Consider the following 18,002-nt stretch of genomic DNA (forward strand, 5'->3'; position numbering starts at 1 on the left):
CCCCTCGCCACAGGGTTTTGTATTGGCCTCTGGAGCGAACTTGCCGGCCCGTTGTGGATCAGTTCCTTACCGATCCCATCAAGGAGCTTCGCGTTTTGTCTCGATTGAGCCGTGTATTCCTGCTGGTCTTGCTGGCGCTGACCGGCGGTATCGCCTATGGCGCCGCCGTTCCCGGCACGCCCGCGCCCAGTGAAGCCCCCGCCGAACCCGAACCGCTGGTCCAGGGTGGCTTGCTCGGAGCGATCAGTTCGAGCATCGATGACGTCCAGGACAAGCTCGACCTCAACCAGAGCCTGATCGATGCCTGGCGCTTGCGGGCGGACCGGGCGGCGGATGAGGTGGACCGGCTGGTGGACCAGACCTCCCGTTCGTCCTGGCGTGTGGCGGGGGATTTCCTGCTGCTCTCCGGCGTCTGGCTGGGCGCCTTCGGGCTGATCTGGGCCGGCGCACGGTTGTTGGTGCGTCACCTGGGCCGGCGTCGTTGGCTGCGCACCCGTCAACGGGTGCTGGACCTGCTCGGTTACCTGTTGCCCTACACCGTGCCGGCGCTGGTCTGTCTGCCGCTGACCCTGTACGTCAGCCACTTCCTGCAAGTGTCGGTCGGGCGTGCCCTGGCGCTGTGCTTCGCCTATGCCACCAGCAGCGGCGTTTTCTCGACCTCAGTGCTGCTGTGTGTAATCGTGATGTTCAACGCCGGCCACAAACGCCGGGCGGTGGCGATCATTCGCCATTTCAGCCCGCGGCCGTTGTTCCTGATCGGTTTCCTCGCCGCCCTGAGCGATGCGCTCACCAGCCCGCAGATTGCCCGGCAATTGGGCAGCAACATCACCAGCAGCGTGGCGGTGTTCACCGGGTTGCTGGCCTCGGTGATCTTTGGCTGGCTGGTGATTCGCATGCGCCGGCCGGTGGCACACCTGATCCGTAACCGGCCGCTGGCCCAGCGCCTGAAGCAGCCCGCCTTGCAGGAGTCGCTACGGATCTTTTCCGGACTCTGGAACTGGCCGATCCTGTTGATGGTGCTGGTTTCGGCGGTCAGCCTCATCGGCGTCGGCGAAGACAACCAGAAAGCCCTGCGTTGTGCGCTGTTCACCACCATCCTGCTGATCGCCACGGTGTTTCTCAGCACCGTGCTCCAGCATGTGTTCAAGTCGCCCAAGGCCGAAACCATCCAGCGCAACAGCGCCTACAAGGGCCGGTTGCTGAGCCTGCTGCACGCCTTGCTGCGGATTGTCATGGCAGTGGCGTTCATTGAAATCCTCGGGCGGATCTGGGGGATTTCGCTGTTCGAATTCGCCTCGCGCAACGCGGTGGGGCGGGCGATCAGCGACTCCTTGAGCCGCATTGGCCTGATTTTCCTGGTGACCTGGCTGATGTGGGTGGTGCTCGACACGGCGATTCAGGAAGCCTTGAAACCACCGCTGAACAAGCGCGGCGCGCGCCAGCCCAGCACACGGATCAAGACCATTCTGCCGCTGCTGCGCAACGCGGCGAAAATCATCCTGGTGGTGATTTGCGCGATCACCACCATGGCCAACCTGGGCATCAACGTCGCGCCGTTGCTGGCGGGCGCCGGGGTGGTGGGATTGGCGATCGGCTTCGGTTCGCAGCAACTGGTGCAGGACGTGATTACCGGGCTGTTCATTATCATCGAAGACACCTTGTCCATCGGCGATTGGGTGGTGCTCGACTCCGGCCACGCCGGCACCGTGGAAGGCCTGACGATCCGCACTCTGCGCCTGCGCGACGGCAAGGGTTTCGTGCATTCGGTGCCGTTCGGCCAGATCAAGGCGGTGACCAATCAGTCCCGGCAGTTTGCCTTTGCTTTTTTCTCGGTGCAGTTCACCTACGACACCGACGTGGACCAGGCCATTGAACTGATCCGCGAAGCCGGACGTTCGATTTCGGAAGACCCGTTTCTCAAGTTCAACCTGCAAGGGCCGCTGGACGTGTTTGGCGTGGACCGGATGGACCTCAACGGCGTGGTGCTCACGGCGCAGTTCCGTACCGTTTCAGGTGGGCAGTATGCGGTGAGCCGGGCATTCAACCAGCGTTTGAAGAAGCTTGTGGATAACCATCCGGCAGTGCATTTCGCGCAGACTTATCCACAGCAGGTGATGTTGCCGAAGCGATTGGTGGAAGAGCCGAAAGAAGGTGGCGAGGAGGCGGTTTGATCGTTCCCACGCTCCGCGTGGGAACGCCTCTACGGACGCTCCGCGTTCGGCTCTTCAACCTTTCTGGATAAGCTTGCTCCGGATGTCTCCCATCGCCTGCACATCCAGCTCCAACCAGAAATGCAGCTTCCCGGCAATCTGTGCCGCCACCGGCAGTCCATCGCGATACACCAGGCGATTGCTTGCCAGCGCCGGCACTTTCGCCCCAGGCAGCAATGTCCCGGCCAGGTTCAGCGGGTCGACGCCGCACACCGCAATCACGCTGCCGTCAGTGGGACGACGACGGACTTCGCGCAGCAGCGGGATGGCTTCGGGCAGGGCGAATTGTTCTCCGGCCAAGCCGCTGACAAAGCGTCCGCCACGAATTTCGCCGCGTGCCTCCAAGCGATGGAAGGTGCGCAGCAACTCGCGCCAGCTCGGCAGCCAATCCGCCTCCCGCTCCAACAAGCGCCAGAACACCACGCCGTAACGGCGCAGCAGGGTCATGGCGATGTGCTCCAGGGTGTCGGGTGGTGTCGGCGCGGGTCGGTTGCCTTCGGTCGGTGCTGGCTGGCTGCGGCGCAACAAGGCCCAGCGCCCGGCATCGTCCATGCCACCGACAAACGCCCCGCGCCCACGCCGACTGCTACGGGCCTGGCGTTTGCTGGCGGGGGTGATCAGCGCCCGCAGCCCGGCGAAGCTGTCGGCATTCACCAGGCCGGCGCCCACCAGCTCCTGCAAGGCGATTTCCAGTTCGGTGCGCAGCAGGTGAGCTTCGTGCAGCAATTCGTCGAAAAACAGCGCGCCATGCTCGCTGAGGGCCTGATGGACTTTCTGCGTCTTGAGGGACAGTTCGCTCAGTGGCGTCTGTTCTGTCAGGCTGCTCCACAAGGTGACCTGGCTGCGCGGCAGCAACACCACCGGCGTGCTGCGCAGGGCCGCGGCGGAAGATTTCTGCCGGGCGCTGAGGCGAGTCCAGACCAGCTTGCCGCTACGGCACAGCTCATCGAGCCAGTTGGCGGAGTAGTCCTTGATCCGCGCTGGCAGCAGGTCGCTGTCCCAGGCCGAGGCCGCGGCCGGGTAACCTTCGAACTGACTGATGATCGACGGCAACACGGCGCTGCCCCGGCCCTGGGTCGACGGCGACAGGTGTTGCCAGTCGAACAGGAACCGCATGAAGTCCTGCAGCATCACCGGTTCGATTTCCCGGCGCAGGCGTTTGACGGTGTAGCGGTGGATGCGGGCCAGCAGATGCCGTTCGCACCATTCTTCCTGGCCGGTGCCCGGTGTGAAGCGGCCGCGCAGCACGTAGCCTTGTTGTTCAAGGTGCGCCAGGGCCTGGGTGGCTTGCGCTGTCGATAACCCCAACGGATAGGCGATGGCTGTCAGCGGCAGCGGGCCAAAGGCGCTGAGCCGGGCGCGGAGCACCTCCACCACGGCTTCGTCGCTGTCCCAGGCCTCATCGAACCCGGCCAGGGGTGCCAGCGCGGGCTGCCACTGGGCCTGTGGATAAATCCCTTGCAGGCAGGTCAGCCGCTCCAATGGCACCCACAGGCCGCGCTCGGCGCTGATCTGCACATGGCTGGCTCGCCCGCGTTCGGCCAACGCCTGCAGCCAGCCCGGCCACGATTCGTGGGCGCGGGCTTCGCTGTCGGCGATGCAGGCCAGGCTCATCAGTGCTTCGTGCATTTCATCGAGGTTGGCCGGGGTCGGCCAGGCTTCCTCCCTGACCGACTGGATAGCCTCGGCGTCCAGCGCGCCGAGGTCGTCGGTGGATTGCGGATCGCTCCAGCGCCGGTTGATGACCGCCTGGGTTCGACGCTCTTCCAGCGGCGCGTCGTCGAGGAAGGTGTAGGGCCGGGCGCTGAGGATTTCTGCCGCCAAGGGCGACGGGGCAGGCAGGTCGCGGCTGATCAGGCGAACCTCGCCGGCTTCCATGCGCCGCAGCAGCGCCAGCCAGCCTTCGCTGTCCATGGCTTCGTGCAGGCAGTCGTCGAGGGTCTGTTCCACCAGCGGATGGTCAGGGATTTCCCGCTCGCCGGCGAGGTTCTCCAGACAGGCGATCTGATCGGGGAACACGCTGGCGATCAGGTCTTCGCTTTTCATCCGCTGGATCTGCGGGGCGACCTTGCGTCCGCCGGTGTAGCGCGGCAGGGCCAGGGCTACCCCGGCATTCCAGCGCCAGCGCACGCCGAACAGCGGCGCATCCAGCACCGCCTGCACAAGGATCTGTTCGGCGCTGTGGCTGTTGAGGTAGCGCCAGACCTCATCCAGCTCGAAGCTGTGGCTGGTGGACAGCGACAGTACGATGGCGTCTTCGCTGGCGGCGGCCTGCAATTCGAAATTGAAGGTGCGGCAGAAACGCTTGCGCAGGGCCAGGCCCCAGGCGCGGTTGATGCGGCTGCCGAACGGCGTATGGATGATCAGTTGCGTGCCGCCGGATTCATCGAAGAACCGCTCCATCACCAGTGTGTCCTGGGACGGCAGGGCGCCGAAGGCCAGGCGGGCCGGGGCCAGGTAATCCACCAGTTGTTCGGCGCTGGCCAGGTTCAGTTGCAGGGTGCCGGTCAGCCAGTCGAGGGCTGGTTGCAGATTGCCGGGCGTGGCGCCGAGCAGTTGATCGAGCTGCGCTTGCAGGCGGGCCACGGCCAGGGACAGTTCGGCGCTGCGCCCCGGGGCCTCGCCGAGCCAGAACGGAATGGTCGGCGGCTGGCCCTGGGCGTCCTCGACCCGCACGCGGCCGGTCTCGACGCGAATGATGCGGTAGGAGGTATTGCCGAGTTGGAACACGTCGCCGGCGATGCTCTCTACTGCGAAGTCTTCGTTGACGCTGCCGATGTTCAGGCCCTGGGGTTCAAGCAGCACGCTGTAGTCGGCGTTGTCCGGGATGGTGCCGCCGCTGGTCACGGCGGTCAGTTTGCTGCCCCGGCGCCCGCGTAGGGTGCGGGTGACCGCGTCTCGGTGCAGGTAGGCGCTGCGCACGCCCTGGCGACCGTTGAGGCCTTCGGCGAGCATCTGCAGCAGCGCCTGGTAGTGCCCTTCGTCTAGTTCGGCGTAGGGCGAGGCGCGGCGAAAGGTGTCCAGCAGCGCCTGCTCCTGCCATTCCTGGCAACTGACTTCGGCGACGATCTGTTGGGCCAGCACGTCCAGCGGTGCCTTGGGGATGTGCAGGATGTCCAGTTCACCCCGGCGTACGCAATCGAGCAGGGCGGCGCACTCGATCAGATCGTCGCGGGTGGTGGCGAACAGGCGTCCCTTGGGCGTGCCGCCGACCTGGTGACCGGAGCGGCCAACCCGTTGCAGGAACGCCGAAATCGAGCGGGGCGAGGCGATCTGGCACACCAGGTCGACGTCGCCGATGTCGATGCCCAGTTCCAGCGACGCGGTGGCGATCAGCACCTGCAATTCGCCGCGCTTGAGCCGTTGCTCGGCATCGAGGCGAAATTCTTTCGCGAGGCTGCCATGGTGGGCGGCCACGGCGTCCTTGCCCAGGCGCTCGCTCAGATGGCGGCTCAAGCGTTCGGCCAGGCGCCGGGTATTGACGAATACCAGGGTGGTGCGGTGCGCCCGGGCGAGGTCGGCGAGGCGGTTGTAGACCAGTTCCCACACGTCATTGGCCATCACCGCCGACAGTGGTACTGGCGGCACCTCGATGTCCAGGTCGCGGGGGCGGGCATGGCCGATGTCGACGATTTCGCACGAGCGGCCTTCGCCCACCAAAAAGCGCGACACCGCTTCGATGGGCTTTTGCGTGGCGGACAGGCCGATGCGCACCAGCGGCTCGCTGCACAGCGCTTGCAGGCGTTCCAGGCTCAGGGCCAGGTGGCTGCCGCGCTTGCTGGCGGCGATGGCGTGGATTTCATCGACGATCACCGTGCGGGTGCTGGCGAGCATCTGCCGGCCGGAATCGGAGCCGAGCAGCACGTAGAGGGATTCGGGCGTGGTCACCAGAATGTGCGGCGCGGTCTTGCGCATCGCCGTGCGTTCTTTCTGCGGTGTGTCGCCAGTACGCACGGCGGTGGTGATTTGCAGGGGCGGCAGGCCCATCTGCCGCAATTGTTCGGTGATGCCGGCCAGCGGGGTTTGCAGGTTGATCCGGATGTCGTTGCTCAGGGCCTTGAGCGGCGAGACGTAGACCACCAGGGTCTGGTCCGGCAGGCCGCCTTGTTCCAGGCCGCGGTGCACCAGGTCGTCGAGCACGGCGAGAAACGCCGTGAGGGTCTTGCCCGAGCCGGTGGGCGCGGCCACGAGGGTCGAACGACGCTGGCCGATCAGCGGCCACGCCTGGGCCTGGGCGGCCGTGACCGCCGGGAAAGTCTGGCCGAACCAGGCACGGACGGCGGGGTGGAAGCCTGCCATGGCGTGGTCGGCTGCAAGGGGCAGATTCATAGGGGCAGTTATGCGGGTGGGAGGGGGAAGATGCAAGTGCCGGCTGATATCTCCGTTGTCTGGCAGTCCCGATCGCGAGCAGGCTCGCTCCCACAGGGTGGAGCACCACAGAGCCATTGTGGGAGCGAGCCTGCTCGCGATGGGGCCCTGAAGCGCGGCGCAAAATCCCTGATCTGCACTTTACGGATGACGGTTGCGCACTAAACCCGCAAAATGCAACGATTCCGGCAACGCCCGTGGGCGTTGTCGACCAAATTCTTGTGCCAACAGACTGGGCCTGCTGACTTTATGCGAATGCGCCTTATGTTACTGGGCGGCGGAAATGCCCTTGGGCAGGCGCTGATTCGCCTCGGTGCGGAAGAAGACATCGGTTTTCTCGCCCCCCGCCCCCCCGAAGATGGCTGGGATGCCGCGAGCCTGACGCAGCTGCTCGACGACACCCGTCCGGACGCCTTGATCAACCTGGCGTATTACTTCGACTGGTTTCAGGCCGAGGTCGTCAGCGAGCAGCGCCTGGCCAGCCAGGAGCGTGCAGTCGAGCGCCTGGCCGAATTGTGCCAGCACCACAACATCATCTTGCTGCAACCGTCGAGCTATCGCGTATTCGACGGCTCCCGCGCCACCGCCTATAGCGAAAAGGACGAGCCCGTGCCTTTGGGCCTGCGGGGTCAGGCCTTGTGGCGGATCGAGCAAAGTGTGCGGGCCACGTGCCCACAACATGTACTGCTGCGTTTCGGCTGGCTGCTGGACGACAGCGCCGACGGCATCCTCGGACGGTTTCTCGCCCGGGCCGAGCAGCCCGAAGAGCTGTTGCTGGCCGATGACCGTCGAGGCAACCCGACGCCAGTGGACGATGCGGCCCGGGTGATCATCTCCGTGCTCAAGCAACTCGACTGTGCCGCGCCGCTGTGGGGCACCTATCATTACGCCGGACATGAGGCGACCACGCCGCTGGCGCTGGGCCAGGCGATCCTCACCGAAGCCCGTGCCCTGCATCCGCTGGCGATCGAATCGCCCACGGCCCAGGCTCACGCCGCACGGCCGGATGCCGCGGAAGAACCGCAGCATGCGGTACTCGCCTGCAAGAAAATTCTGCACACTTTCGGGATCAAGCCCCGCGCCTGGCGCGCCGCACTCCCGGGCTTACTGGATAGGTTCTATCGCCATGGCTGACGGCCCTGTTTTAATTACCGGTGGTGCGGGTTTCATTGGTTCGCACCTGACCGACGCCTTGCTTGCCAAGGGACATTCCGTGCGCATCCTCGATGACCTGTCCACCGGCAAGCGCAGCAACCTGCCGCTGGACAATCCCGCCATCGAACTGATCGAAGGCGACGTCGCCGATGCCGCCCTGGTGACCCGGGCCATGGCCGGCTGCAGCGCCGTGGCACACCTGGCCGCGGTGGCTTCGGTGCAAGCCTCGGTGGACGACCCGGTGCGCACTCATCGAAGCAATTTCATCGGCACCCTGAATGTCTGCGAAGCCATGCGCCAGGCCGGCGTGAGGCGAGTGCTGTTCGCTTCCAGCGCAGCGGTCTACGGCAACAATGGCGAAGGCCAGTCCATCGACGAAGAAACCCCCAAGGCTCCGCTCACACCCTACGCCGCAGACAAACTGGCCAGCGAGTTCTACCTAGACTTCTACCGCCGCCAGCACGCGCTGGAGCCGGTGGTGTTCCGCTTCTTCAACATCTACGGCCCGCGCCAGGATCCGTCCTCGCCGTATTCCGGGGTCATCAGCATCTTCAGCGAGCGGGCACAGAAAGGCTTGCCGATCACCGTGTTCGGCGATGGCGAGCAGACCCGGGATTTCGTCTACGTCGAAGACCTGGTGGACTTGCTGGTGCAGGCCATCGAAAAGCCTGAGGTGGAAGTCGGAGCGGTGAACGTCGGCTGGAACCAGGCCACGACCCTCAAGCAAATGCTTCAGGCCCTGGCCACGGTTGTCGGTGACCTGCCTCCGGTCAGCTACGGCCCGGCACGTTCGGGGGATATCCGCCATTCCCGGGCCGATAACCATCGTCTGTTGCAGCGCTTCAGTTTCCCGCAACAGACGCCGATGAGCGTGGGCCTGGCGCGGTTGTTGGGCCGCTGAGTTTCCAATTGCCACAAAAAAACTGTGGGAGCGAGCCTGCTCGCGATAGCGGCCTGACATTCACCTCTTCAGTGACTGTCGTGCCGCCATCGCGAGCAGGCTCGCTCCCACAGGGACGTCGTATGTTCGAGTTCGGTTAGAACTTGTAACCCAACCCCACCATGTAGATCCACGGATCCACATCGACATTCACCTTGGCCCGGGTGCCACCGGCCACGGCGTTGTTGTCGACATACGCCGTGGTGTCGATGTCGATATAGCGGATCTGGCCGTTGATCATGATGTTGTCGGTCAGCATGTAGTCGGCGCCCACTTGCCACGCCATGCCCCAGCTGTTGCTCGCCCGGAAGTTGCTGAAGCCGTTGGCGCTGGCCTCGCTGCCGACATGCTCATCGTAGATCCAGGTGTAATTGATGCCGGCGCCGACATACGGTTGGAAAGCCGATTTTGCCTCGAGGGGGTAGTAGACCAGGCTCAGGGTCGGCGGCAGGTGCTTGAGGGTGCCGAGTTTGCCGTTGGCCGCACCCAGGGCGGTGCCCTTGATCTTCACGTCGTGCTCGAACGGCGAGGCCGCCAGCAGCTCGATGCCCAGGTGGTCGGTCATCATGTAGGCAAAGTTCAAGCCCAGTTGCGTGTCGCTGCTCATGGTCGCCTTGCCGCCCAGGTCCGCACCGGCCAGCGGGCCACGGTCGACCTTGACGCTGGAACTGTCGGCGTCCGGATTGACGGTGATGGCGCCGGCGCGGACGATGATATCGCCGGCCGTATGGGCCTGGGCGAGAGGGGCGGCGAGCGCGAGGGCGACGAGGGAAGCGCTGAGCAAGGACTTGTGCATGGGGGCTCCAGAGGACATTAAAAAGGGATGTCCTATGGTACGGAGCCGTCTAGGCCGGTCTTTTGACTCAGCTCAATGAAAGTGTGATGAACACTTTGAGGACCTCATCGCGAGCAGGCTCGATCCCACACTGCCCGTGAGAACACCAAAGATCCCCTGTGGGAACGAGCCTGCTCGCGATAGCTATTTCACAGACAATGCATGACTGCCGGCTTCACTCCGGCAGTTCATACACATAAATCTTCTCAGCCTCCATCTGATACCCGGCATCGGCCAGTTCGCTGGTGGACGGCTTGACCTGCATGGGCCCTTCGACCCAGTACGGTTGATACAACTCATCGAGCTTCACCCCGACTTCGCTTTTCACATGCACGATTTGATTCGAAGGCGGTGGCGGCACATGGATGCAGGCGCCGAAATACGGCACCAGCAAGAAGTCCGTGGTACGGCCTTCCTCGCTGACTTCCAGCGGCACGATGTAGCCCGGCAAACGAATCTGCTGGCCATCGAGCGCCTTGACCACCGGTGCGTCGGGCAGGTCCTGTTTGGCGGCCGGGGCGGATTCGGCGGACAGTGCATTGCCCATCTGCGACAGGTCATGCAACGGAGTCATGTTCGGCACTTCCGGCGGCGCGTCGGGCGGAATCATTTCCGACCAGGCCAGGTCCCTCGGCTCGGCCGCCCACAGTGGCAGGGCGACCATCATCAACAGCACAAACAGGGCGCGGGGCATCTTCAATATCCTCATAAACGGATCGATAAGCCGTCGGCCAACGATTGGCGATAGGCGCGCCAGGCCGGCACGCTGCCCATCAGCAAGGCGGCGATCAGGATGCCAGCCATGAGCGTCCATTCATATTCGCTTGGCCAGCTCAACGGCAGATACAAGCCATAGGCCGACTGCACGTAGCCCTGGGCAACGCCGATGCCGATGTACAGCAAGGCCAGCCCGGCGGCTACCCCGGTCAACGCCAGGGCAAAGGCTTCCAGCACCAGCAGACTCGCGATGTGCCACGGCCGCGCGCCCACCGAGCGCAAGATCGCCATCTCCCGACGACGCTCGTTGAGACTGGTGAGGATCGCCGTGAGCATGCCGATCAACCCGGTCAGGACCACGAACAGCGAAATCACGAACAAGGCTTTTTCCGCCGTGCCCATCAGGCTCCACAACTCTTGCAGGGCCACGCCGGGCAGGATCGCCAGCAACGGCTCGCCGCGGAATTCATTGATCTCGCGTTGCAGGGCGAAGGTGGAAATCTTGCTGTTGAGGCCAAGCATGAACGCGGTGATGGCCTGGGGCGTGAGGTCCATGTTGCGGGCCTGGTCGGCGCTTATGCGACCGTTGCCCTGGGCCGGCACGCCGTTCTTCCAATCGATATGGATCGCTTCCATGCCGCCGAGGCTGATGTGCAGCGTGCGGTCCACCGGGGTGCCGGTGCGCTTGAGAATGCCGACCACAGTGAAGGGCTTGTCGTCATGCTTGACCAGGCTGATTGCCGCCACACCGTGGGCCAGCACCAGTTTGTCGCCGAGTTTGTAATGCAGCGCCTCGGCCACTTCGGCACCGAGCACCACTTCAAACGGATCGGTGGCGAAAGCCCGGCCGTCGGCCAGTTCCAGGTGTTGCTGGCGGCCGTACTGGTAATGCTCGAAATAAGCCTCGGTGGTGCCCATTACCCGGTAGCCGCGATGGGAATCACCCAGGGACATGGGGATCGCCCATTTCACTTTCGGGTTGCTGGCGAAATGTTCGAAGCTGTCCCAGCGGATGTTATTAGTGGCGTTGCCGATGCGAAACACCGAATACAGCAACAGGTTCACCGAGCCGGAACGGGCGCCGACGATCAGGTCGGTACCGCTGATGGTGCTGGCAAAGCTGGCTTTTGCCTCGGTGCGCACCCGTTCCACCGCCAACAGCAGGCAGACCGACAGGGCAATGGCGAAGGCGGTGAGGATCGCGGTGAAACGGCGGTTCGCCAGGCTGGCCATGGCTAGACGGAGCAAATACATCTCAGACCTCGAGTGGCTTGGCGGCACGATTGAGATCGGCCAGCGAGAGGTTGCGGTCGAACAGCGGCGCCAGGCTCTGGTCATGGCTGACGAACAGCAGGCTTGAGCCGGCCTCGCGGCATTCGGCGAACAGCAGCCGCAGGAAGTTTTCCCGGGCGTCGTAGTCCAGGGCCGAGGTCGGTTCGTCGGCGATCACCAGTTCCGGCTGGCCGATCAACGCCCGGGCGGCAGCGACCCGTTGTTGTTGGCCGATGGACAGCGAGTCGGCGCGGCGTTCCAGCAGGTTCGCATCGGTCAGCCCCAGGTGGGTCAACAGCGTGGCGGCAGCCTGATCGATGCTGCCGTGACGCTGGACGGCCCGCTGGGCCCGCAGTTTGGAGAAGTGGCAGGGCAATTCGACGTTCTCGCGCACCGAGAGAAACGGCAGCAGATTGAATTGCTGGAAGATGTAGCCGGTGTGGTCCACGCGAAAGCGGTCGCGGCTGCCCGCGCCCAGTTCGGTGAGCGGCTGGCCGAGCAGGCGAATGCTGCCGCGATCCGGCGTCTGCACCCCGCCGAGCAGCCCCAGCAAGGTGGTCTTGCCACTGCCGCTGGGGCCCTTGAGGAACAGGGTTTCGCCGGCCTCGAGGCGAAATGCCGGGATATCCAGCAGTGGCGGATGCCCGGGCCAGCTGAAGACCAGGTCGGACAGTTCGATGAGTGCTTGGGTCATGTTGGCTGATATCAGGATGATGGAAGCCCTGTGGAGTACCTGTGGGAGCAAAGCTTGCTCGCGATGGGCTTGTCACATGGACCGCTATCGCGAGCAAGCTTTGCTCCCACAGGCCTCCACCACAGGATGTTGCAGTGTATTCAGAACTTCAGGGCTGGCGCCTTGGCCGTCACTTCCACGCCTTGCTGGCCGCTCGGGCTGATCAGTTGTACCTGAATTTTCTGGGTGGCCGGGAAGGTTTTGAACAACGTCGCCAGGTCGAGGTGCTTCAACGCACCGGGTGTGGCACAGGTGAACTGGTAGTGGGCGTGGATTTCGCTGTGCTCGTGGTGGTGCTCGTCGCCATCGGCATCTTCGTCTTCGTCATGCTGTTCATGATCCGGTTCATCACCGAACAACGGGCTTTCCAGTTCCTGTTGGGCCAGGGTGCATTGGGCGGCGGCCGGCAGGTTGAACAGTGCCAGCGGCTTCTCAAGGCGCGCGCGGGCCGCCGCGACCTTGGCCTTGTCGGCATCGCTGGTGGCTTCGTGTTCAAAGCCCACCAGGTTCATGGCCGGGCTTTCCAGCTCGAGCTCCAGGGTCTGGCCGTCGAGCGCAGCGTTCAGTCGGCCCACGCCGTGTTCATGGGCCCCCAGGCTGCCATGTTCATGATCGTGGTCATGCTCGACCGCCGCATGAGCGACAGCCAATGGCAACAGGGCGAACGGCAAAGCGAGAAGCAGACGACGCATGACGAGTCTCCAGAAAAGGTGAATGTTTTGTTATGTAATCTTATAACGAATGTGCGCAGAGTTTGACCGTCTGCTTGGCGTCGCGCAAGGCCCATGGGAGCATGGGAACATTAAATCTTCAGGAGCACGGTGATGTTGCGCATACGCGGAACCGTCGGCGATTGGCCGGTGGACTTGTCGATCGAAATGGATGAGGGCGACTGGGCGCAGCTCGGCGCGCAGTTGCGGGCGGTCAAGCCGGAAGGCGCGGCGATGGCTACGACCAAACCGGCGAATCAGGACGATGCGCTGTGGCAGATCGCCAGGGAATTGCTGCGCAAGGCCGGGCAATTGAGCGGCCCGGACCTGCTGGAACAACTGGAAGGCTTGACGGGCAGTGCCCTGGCGGGCAAGCGCCTGTTGGTGCGCTTGCGCCACAGCGCAGAGGTCAAGGTCTTGAGCGGCGGTGATACGCCGCTCTATAGCTGGGTGGGGGCTGAGGCTTAGTACAGCGCGGCAAACAACTTGCGGCGATAGGTCGTCACCAGCGGGTGATCGTTGCCCAACAGTTCGAACACCTGCAGCAGCGTCTTGTGCGGCAGACCCTCGCTGTAGCCCCGATTGCGACTGAACAGCTTGAGCAGTGCGTCGAGAGCCGGTTCATATTGCTGGCGCGCCAGTTGCTGGATCGCCAATTGATACACCGCTTCATCGTCTTGCGGGTCTTTCGCCAGGCGGGCCTTGAGGTCAGCGGCGTCTGGCAGATGCTTGGCCAGGCCGAGGAACTGGATCTGTGCCTTGGCCCCGGCCAATGCGGCCTTATGCTCGTCGCTTTTCACCGAGTCCAGCACGGTCTGCGCTTCGCCCAGCTCGCCGCGTTCGGCCAGGCAACGGGCAAACAGGATCAGCGCCTTGGCGTTGGTATTGTCTTCACCCAGCACCACGGTGAGCAGGGCTTCGGCATCGGCGAAACGTCCGTCATCGAACAGCGCCTGGGCCTGCTCGAACGGATCGGCTGCGGCGGGAGGCGGCATCTGCACATGGGGTTCGAGCATTGCCCGTACCGCCGATTCCGGCTGGGCCCCGGCGAACCCGTCGACGGGCTGGCCGTCCTTGAACAGCACCACTGTCGGCAGGCTGCGGATGCCGAATCGGGCGACGATGTCCTGCTCGATGTCGCAGTTGACCTTGGCCAGCAGCAACTCGCCCTGATAGCTCTCGGCAATACCTTGCAACATCGGCATCAGCGCCTTGCACGGCGCACACCACTCGGCCCAGAAATCCACCAGCACCGGTTTGTGGAAGGAGTTCGCGATCACCGACTGGTCGAAATCGGCGGTGGTGGCGTCGAAGATGTAGGGGGTGTCCTGGGTCATGGGAATCTCGTAGAACGCTTGAATGGTGCAACTATACGCGGGGTTTTGGGGTGTCTGGTAGGTCGCTATCGCGAGCAGGCTCGCTCCCACAATGTGACCGCGTGCTGTCTGAAAAAAACTCGATTACCTGTGGGGCAAGCCTGCTCGCGATGCCTTTCAGGGCGAACGCCGCGCGTGATACAGGCTCACATGCCGGAACTCCTCGGGCTCGGCCAGATCCGGCAGGGTCATGGCTTCGAGCAGTTCGATGCGTCGATACAGCGGATGCTGGAAGTCCCGTACCCGGGAGTCGGCCACCAGGGCCTCGCGGCCGCGGCTGAGGAACTGGTCCAGCAACGGCAGGTTGGCGCGGTCGTAGAGCACATCGGCGACCAGGATCAGGTCGAAGCGATCCGCTTCGGCGAAGAAGTCCGTCGAGTAAGTCAGCGCCACGTCATTGAGCAGGGCATTGGCCCGGCATGCCGCGATGGCCAACGGATCCAGGTCGCACGCTACCACTTCCAGCGCCCCGGCCTTGACCGCTGCGATGCCCGCCACGCCGGAACCGGCACCGAAATCCAGCACCCGCTTGCCTTCGACCCACTGCGGTCGCTCGGCCAGGTAGCGCGCCATCGCCAGGCCGCTGGCCCAGCAGAAGCTCCAATAGGGTGGTTCGTGAAGGATGCGCCGGGTTTCTTCCGGGCTGAAGGCACGGTCCATGTTATCGCCATCGATCAGCCACAGTTTCAGGTCGGTGCCGGGCAACGGGCAGTCCACCAGGCGTGCGTCCCCGAGCAACTCGTTCAGCGCGTGTTGCAGGTCCTGCGGTGCATTCATGGCGCTTTGACGAATTGCAGGGCGCCCAACGCCTGGGTGGTCGGTTGCGCGATGCGCTGTTCCGGCAGGTGCAGGATCAATTGGCCCGACTGGCTGGCGCGGCCACGCAGCTCCACGCGGCCACCAATCGGGAAGGCGTCGGGGTTGAAGCGCAGACGGAAGGGCAGGGCGCGGTTGGTACCGATCAGGCTGGAGCTGGCGAGCAACTGCTGTGGACGGCCCTTGTCATCGATCACCAGCAGCGCCAGTTCGACCTCGGCCCCGGTCGGTACGCCTTCGAGGGTGCCGCTCAGTTCCCGCTGGTACGCGGGCAATGGCCCCAGCTCGGCGGCTTGCCGGGCTTTTTCCTGGGCCTGTTTCGGCGCGGGCGCCGGTGCGGGCGCGGCGGGCTTGGGAGCGTCACTGCTGCACGCCATCAGCAGGCTGAAAAAACTGAGCAAAACGAGCGATCGTAGCGGCATGTGCGGCTCCAGCAAGGTGAATTCCATGGATCTGACGGTAAGCCCGTCTGTATACCGTAAACCCTATGGCTTGTCTTGCCAGTGGGATGCGCTACCATGGCCCTCCCATTTTTTGTTGCCTGCCACCATGCACTGTCCCTTCTGCGGTGCCAACGACACCAAAGTCATCGACTCGCGACTGGTCGCCGAGGGCGAACAGGTTCGCCGTCGGCGCGAATGCCTGGCCTGCGGCGAGCGTTTCACCACGTTCGAGACCGCCGAGCTGGTGTTGCCGCGCCTGATCAAAACCGACGGCAGCCGCCAGCCGTTCGACGAAGAAAAACTGCGTGCCGGCATGCAGCGCGCGCTGGAAAAACGCCCGGTGAGCGTCGAGCGCCTGGAAGCGGCGCTGGTGCACATCAAGCACAAGCTGCGGGCGACCGGTGAGCGGGAGGTCAAATCCCTGGTGGTCGGCGAGCTGGTGATGGCCGAGCTGCAGAAGCTCGACGAAGTCGCCTACATCCGCTTCGCCTCGGTGTACCGGCGCTTCCAGGACCTGAACGAATTCCGCGAGGAAATCGACCGCCTGGCCCGCGAACCGGTGAAAGAATGACCGTCCCGGCGCAGCAGGCCGTCCTCGACGCCCATTACATGGCCCGCGCCCTGGAACTGGCGCGGCGTGGCCACTACACCACCCATCCCAATCCGCGGGTGGGTTGTGTGATCGTGCGTGACGGACAGATCGTTGGCGAAGGCTGGCATATCCGTGCCGGTGAGCCCCATGCCGAAGTCCATGCCTTGCGCGCCGCCGGTGAGCTGGCCCGGGGCGCCACGGCCTACGTGACCCTCGAACCTTGCAGCCACCATGGGCGCACGCCGCCTTGTGCCGATGCGCTGGTCAACGCCGGTGTTGCCCGGGTCGTGGCGGCGATGCAGGACCCCAATCCGGAAGTCGCCGGCCGCGGATTGCAGCGGCTGGCCCAGGCCGGTATCGCCACCGACAGCGGCGTGCTGGAAGGCGAGGCCCGTCTGCTCAACCAGGGTTTCCTCAAGCGCATGGAGCACGGCTTGCCATTCGTGCGGGTCAAGCTCGCCATGAGCCTCGATGGCCGTACCGCCATGGAAAGCGGCGAGAGCCAGTGGATCACCGGCCCGGCTGCACGCTCGGCGGTGCAAAGGCTGCGAGCCCAGGCCAGTGTGGTGCTGACCGGCGCCGACACGGTGCTGGCGGACAATGCCCGGTTGACCGTGCGCGCCGATGAACTCGGGCTGGGTGCCGACCAGACCGCATTGATTATGAGTCGTCCGCCGTTGCGGGTGCTGGTGGACGGACGCCTGCGGGTGCCGCTGGATGCCCCCTTCTTCAAGGCCGGTCCGGCGCTGGTCGCCACGTGCATGGCGGTGGAAGAACAGTACGCCAACGGTCCTGAATGCATGATCGTGGCAGGCGATGATGGCCAGGTCGACCTGCGGCGCCTGCTGGTGGAGTTGGCGGCCCGTGGTGTCAACGAGGTGCTGGTGGAAGCCGGTCCGCGCCTGGCGGGGGCATTCGCCCGGCAAGGCTTGGTGGACGAATTCCAGATTTTTATCGCCGGCAAGTTCCTGGGATCTTCGGCGCGACCCTTGCTGGATTGGCCGCTGGCGCACATGAAGGACGCCCCGGCGCTGAAAATCACCGAAATCCGCGCCGTGGGCGATGACTGGCGAGTCATCGCCGTTCCCGTCCCGCCGGCCAGCGTATAATTCCCGGCCTTCGCTCAAGCGGCGGCCTGTTCTCGAGGAGGACTCCATGTTTACCGGCATCATCGAATCCATCGGCAGCATCCGTGCACTCACCCCCAAGGGCGGCGACGTGCGGGTCTACGTCGAAACCGGCAAGCTCGACCTGAGCGACGTCAAACTGGGTGACAGCATCGCCGTGAACGGTGTCTGCCTGACCGCCGTCGAGCTGCCCGGCAACGGTTTCCTGGCCGATGTCAGCCGCGAAACCCTCGACTGCACCGCCATGAATGACCTCAAGAGCGGCAGTCCGGTCAACCTGGAAAAAGCCCTGACGCCCACCACCCGGTTGGGCGGGCACCTGGTCAGCGGCCATGTCGACGGCGTCGGCGAAGTGGTTTCCCGCACCGATAACGCCCGGGCCGTGGAGTTTCGCATACGCGCGCCGAAGGAGCTGGCCAAGTACATCGCCCACAAGGGCTCGATCACCGTCGACGGCACCAGCCTGACCGTCAATGCGGTGGATGGCGCCGAATTCCTGCTGACGATCATCCCGCACACCTTGAGCGAAACCATCATGGCTTCGTATCGGCCTGGGCGCCGGGTCAACCTGGAAGTCGACCTGCTGGCCCGTTACCTGGAGCGCCTGCTGCTCGGTGACAAGGCCGCGGAGCCGGCGTCCGGCAGTAACATCACTGAAAGCTTTCTGGCCGCCAACGGCTACCTCAAATCCTGACCCAAGGGGGTGCC

The 18,002-nt window shown here is 64.3% G+C and carries 16 protein-coding genes; 7 read left to right on the forward strand and 9 right to left on the reverse strand.

Annotated elements, in window-relative coordinates; translation table 11 throughout:
- Window positions 1-95 precede the first annotated feature (95 nt).
- Complete coding sequence (locus CGA22_RS26615) at window positions 96-2,171, forward strand: mechanosensitive ion channel family protein (RefSeq protein WP_041022494.1); 2,076 nt, start codon at window positions 96-98, stop codon at window positions 2,169-2,171.
- A 54-nt stretch (window positions 2,172-2,225) separates the two neighbouring features.
- Here CGA22_RS26615 and CGA22_RS26620 read toward each other — a convergent pair whose 3' ends face one another.
- Window positions 2,226-6,539: a DEAD/DEAH box helicase gene (locus CGA22_RS26620; RefSeq protein WP_041022481.1), complete on the reverse strand. Its 4,314-nt coding sequence runs from the start codon at window positions 6,537-6,539 to the stop codon at window positions 2,226-2,228.
- A gap of 288 nt (window positions 6,540-6,827) precedes the next feature.
- Between CGA22_RS26620 and CGA22_RS26625 the strand changes: the two genes are divergently transcribed.
- A complete protein-coding gene (locus CGA22_RS26625; RefSeq protein ID WP_041022480.1) occupies window positions 6,828-7,712 on the forward strand; it encodes a sugar nucleotide-binding protein in 885 nt (294 codons plus the stop codon).
- Window positions 7,705-8,634 carry an NAD-dependent epimerase/dehydratase family protein gene (locus CGA22_RS26630; RefSeq protein WP_041022479.1) on the forward strand — a complete coding sequence of 310 codons (930 nt, stop codon included), beginning with the start codon at window positions 7,705-7,707 and terminating at the stop codon, window positions 8,632-8,634. Before CGA22_RS26625 ends, CGA22_RS26630 begins: the two co-directional genes overlap by 8 nt.
- A gap of 136 nt (window positions 8,635-8,770) precedes the next feature.
- Here the strand turns inward: CGA22_RS26630 and CGA22_RS26635 are convergent, their stop codons facing one another.
- The 5 genes from CGA22_RS26635 to CGA22_RS26655 form a co-directional block, all read right to left on the reverse strand.
- Entirely contained in the window at window positions 8,771-9,469 is a 699-nt protein-coding gene (locus tag CGA22_RS26635) for an OmpW/AlkL family protein (protein ID WP_041022478.1), read from the reverse strand.
- Between the two features lie 214 nt (window positions 9,470-9,683).
- A complete protein-coding gene (locus tag CGA22_RS26640; protein ID WP_041022477.1) occupies window positions 9,684-10,202 on the reverse strand; it encodes a DUF3299 domain-containing protein in 519 nt (172 codons plus the stop codon).
- A gap of 11 nt (window positions 10,203-10,213) precedes the next feature.
- Complete coding sequence (locus tag CGA22_RS26645) at window positions 10,214-11,479, reverse strand: ABC transporter permease (RefSeq protein ID WP_041022476.1); 1,266 nt, start codon at window positions 11,477-11,479, stop codon at window positions 10,214-10,216.
- Between the two features lies 1 nt (window position 11,480).
- Window positions 11,481-12,191, reverse strand: a complete 711-nt coding sequence (locus tag CGA22_RS26650) for an ABC transporter ATP-binding protein (RefSeq protein ID WP_041022475.1) — start codon at window positions 12,189-12,191, stop codon at window positions 11,481-11,483.
- Between the two features lie 140 nt (window positions 12,192-12,331).
- Window positions 12,332-12,922 (reverse strand): DUF2796 domain-containing protein, encoded by a 591-nt coding sequence (locus tag CGA22_RS26655; RefSeq protein WP_041022474.1) that lies wholly within the window; start codon window positions 12,920-12,922, stop codon window positions 12,332-12,334.
- A gap of 132 nt (window positions 12,923-13,054) precedes the next feature.
- Here CGA22_RS26655 and CGA22_RS26660 point away from each other — a divergent pair, with 132 nt between their 5' ends.
- Window positions 13,055-13,408 carry a hypothetical protein gene (locus tag CGA22_RS26660; RefSeq protein WP_041022473.1) on the forward strand — a complete coding sequence of 118 codons (354 nt, stop codon included), beginning with the start codon at window positions 13,055-13,057 and terminating at the stop codon, window positions 13,406-13,408.
- On the opposite strand, the gene trxA is transcribed toward CGA22_RS26660, so the two are convergent.
- The 3 genes from trxA to CGA22_RS26675 form a co-directional block, all read right to left on the reverse strand.
- On the reverse strand, window positions 13,405-14,277 hold the full coding sequence (trxA, locus tag CGA22_RS26665; RefSeq protein ID WP_041022472.1) for a thioredoxin: 873 nt from the start codon (window positions 14,275-14,277) through the stop codon (window positions 13,405-13,407). The two genes, CGA22_RS26660 and trxA, sit on opposite strands and share 4 nt — an antisense overlap.
- 156 nt (window positions 14,278-14,433) lie before the next feature.
- Window positions 14,434-15,093 carry a class I SAM-dependent methyltransferase gene (locus CGA22_RS26670; RefSeq protein ID WP_041022471.1) on the reverse strand — a complete coding sequence of 220 codons (660 nt, stop codon included), beginning with the start codon at window positions 15,091-15,093 and terminating at the stop codon, window positions 14,434-14,436.
- Window positions 15,090-15,554, reverse strand: coding sequence for a lipoprotein (locus CGA22_RS26675; RefSeq protein WP_041022470.1), 465 nt, complete (start codon window positions 15,552-15,554; stop codon window positions 15,090-15,092). The genes CGA22_RS26670 and CGA22_RS26675 overlap by 4 nt, the downstream gene beginning before the upstream one ends.
- 127 nt (window positions 15,555-15,681) lie before the next feature.
- On the opposite strand from CGA22_RS26675, the gene nrdR reads away from it, so the two are divergent.
- From nrdR to CGA22_RS26690, 3 genes are read left to right on the forward strand one after another with little or no spacing between them, the layout of a single operon-like run.
- Complete coding sequence (gene nrdR / locus CGA22_RS26680) at window positions 15,682-16,146, forward strand: transcriptional regulator NrdR (RefSeq protein WP_013694316.1); 465 nt, start codon at window positions 15,682-15,684, stop codon at window positions 16,144-16,146.
- The gene (gene ribD, locus CGA22_RS26685) at window positions 16,143-17,276 is read left to right on the forward strand and encodes a bifunctional diaminohydroxyphosphoribosylaminopyrimidine deaminase/5-amino-6-(5-phosphoribosylamino)uracil reductase RibD (protein WP_041022469.1); all 1,134 of its coding nucleotides are present in this window, start codon (window positions 16,143-16,145) and stop codon (window positions 17,274-17,276) included. Before nrdR ends, ribD begins: the two co-directional genes overlap by 4 nt.
- Window positions 17,277-17,322: 46 nt before the next feature.
- A complete protein-coding gene (locus CGA22_RS26690) occupies window positions 17,323-17,988 on the forward strand; it encodes a riboflavin synthase (RefSeq protein ID WP_041022468.1) in 666 nt (221 codons plus the stop codon).
- The last annotated feature ends 14 nt before the right edge of the window (window positions 17,989-18,002 follow it).

This window comes from Pseudomonas sp. PSB18, from assembly GCF_014596565.1.
Classification (GTDB): domain Bacteria; phylum Pseudomonadota; class Gammaproteobacteria; order Pseudomonadales; family Pseudomonadaceae; genus Aquipseudomonas.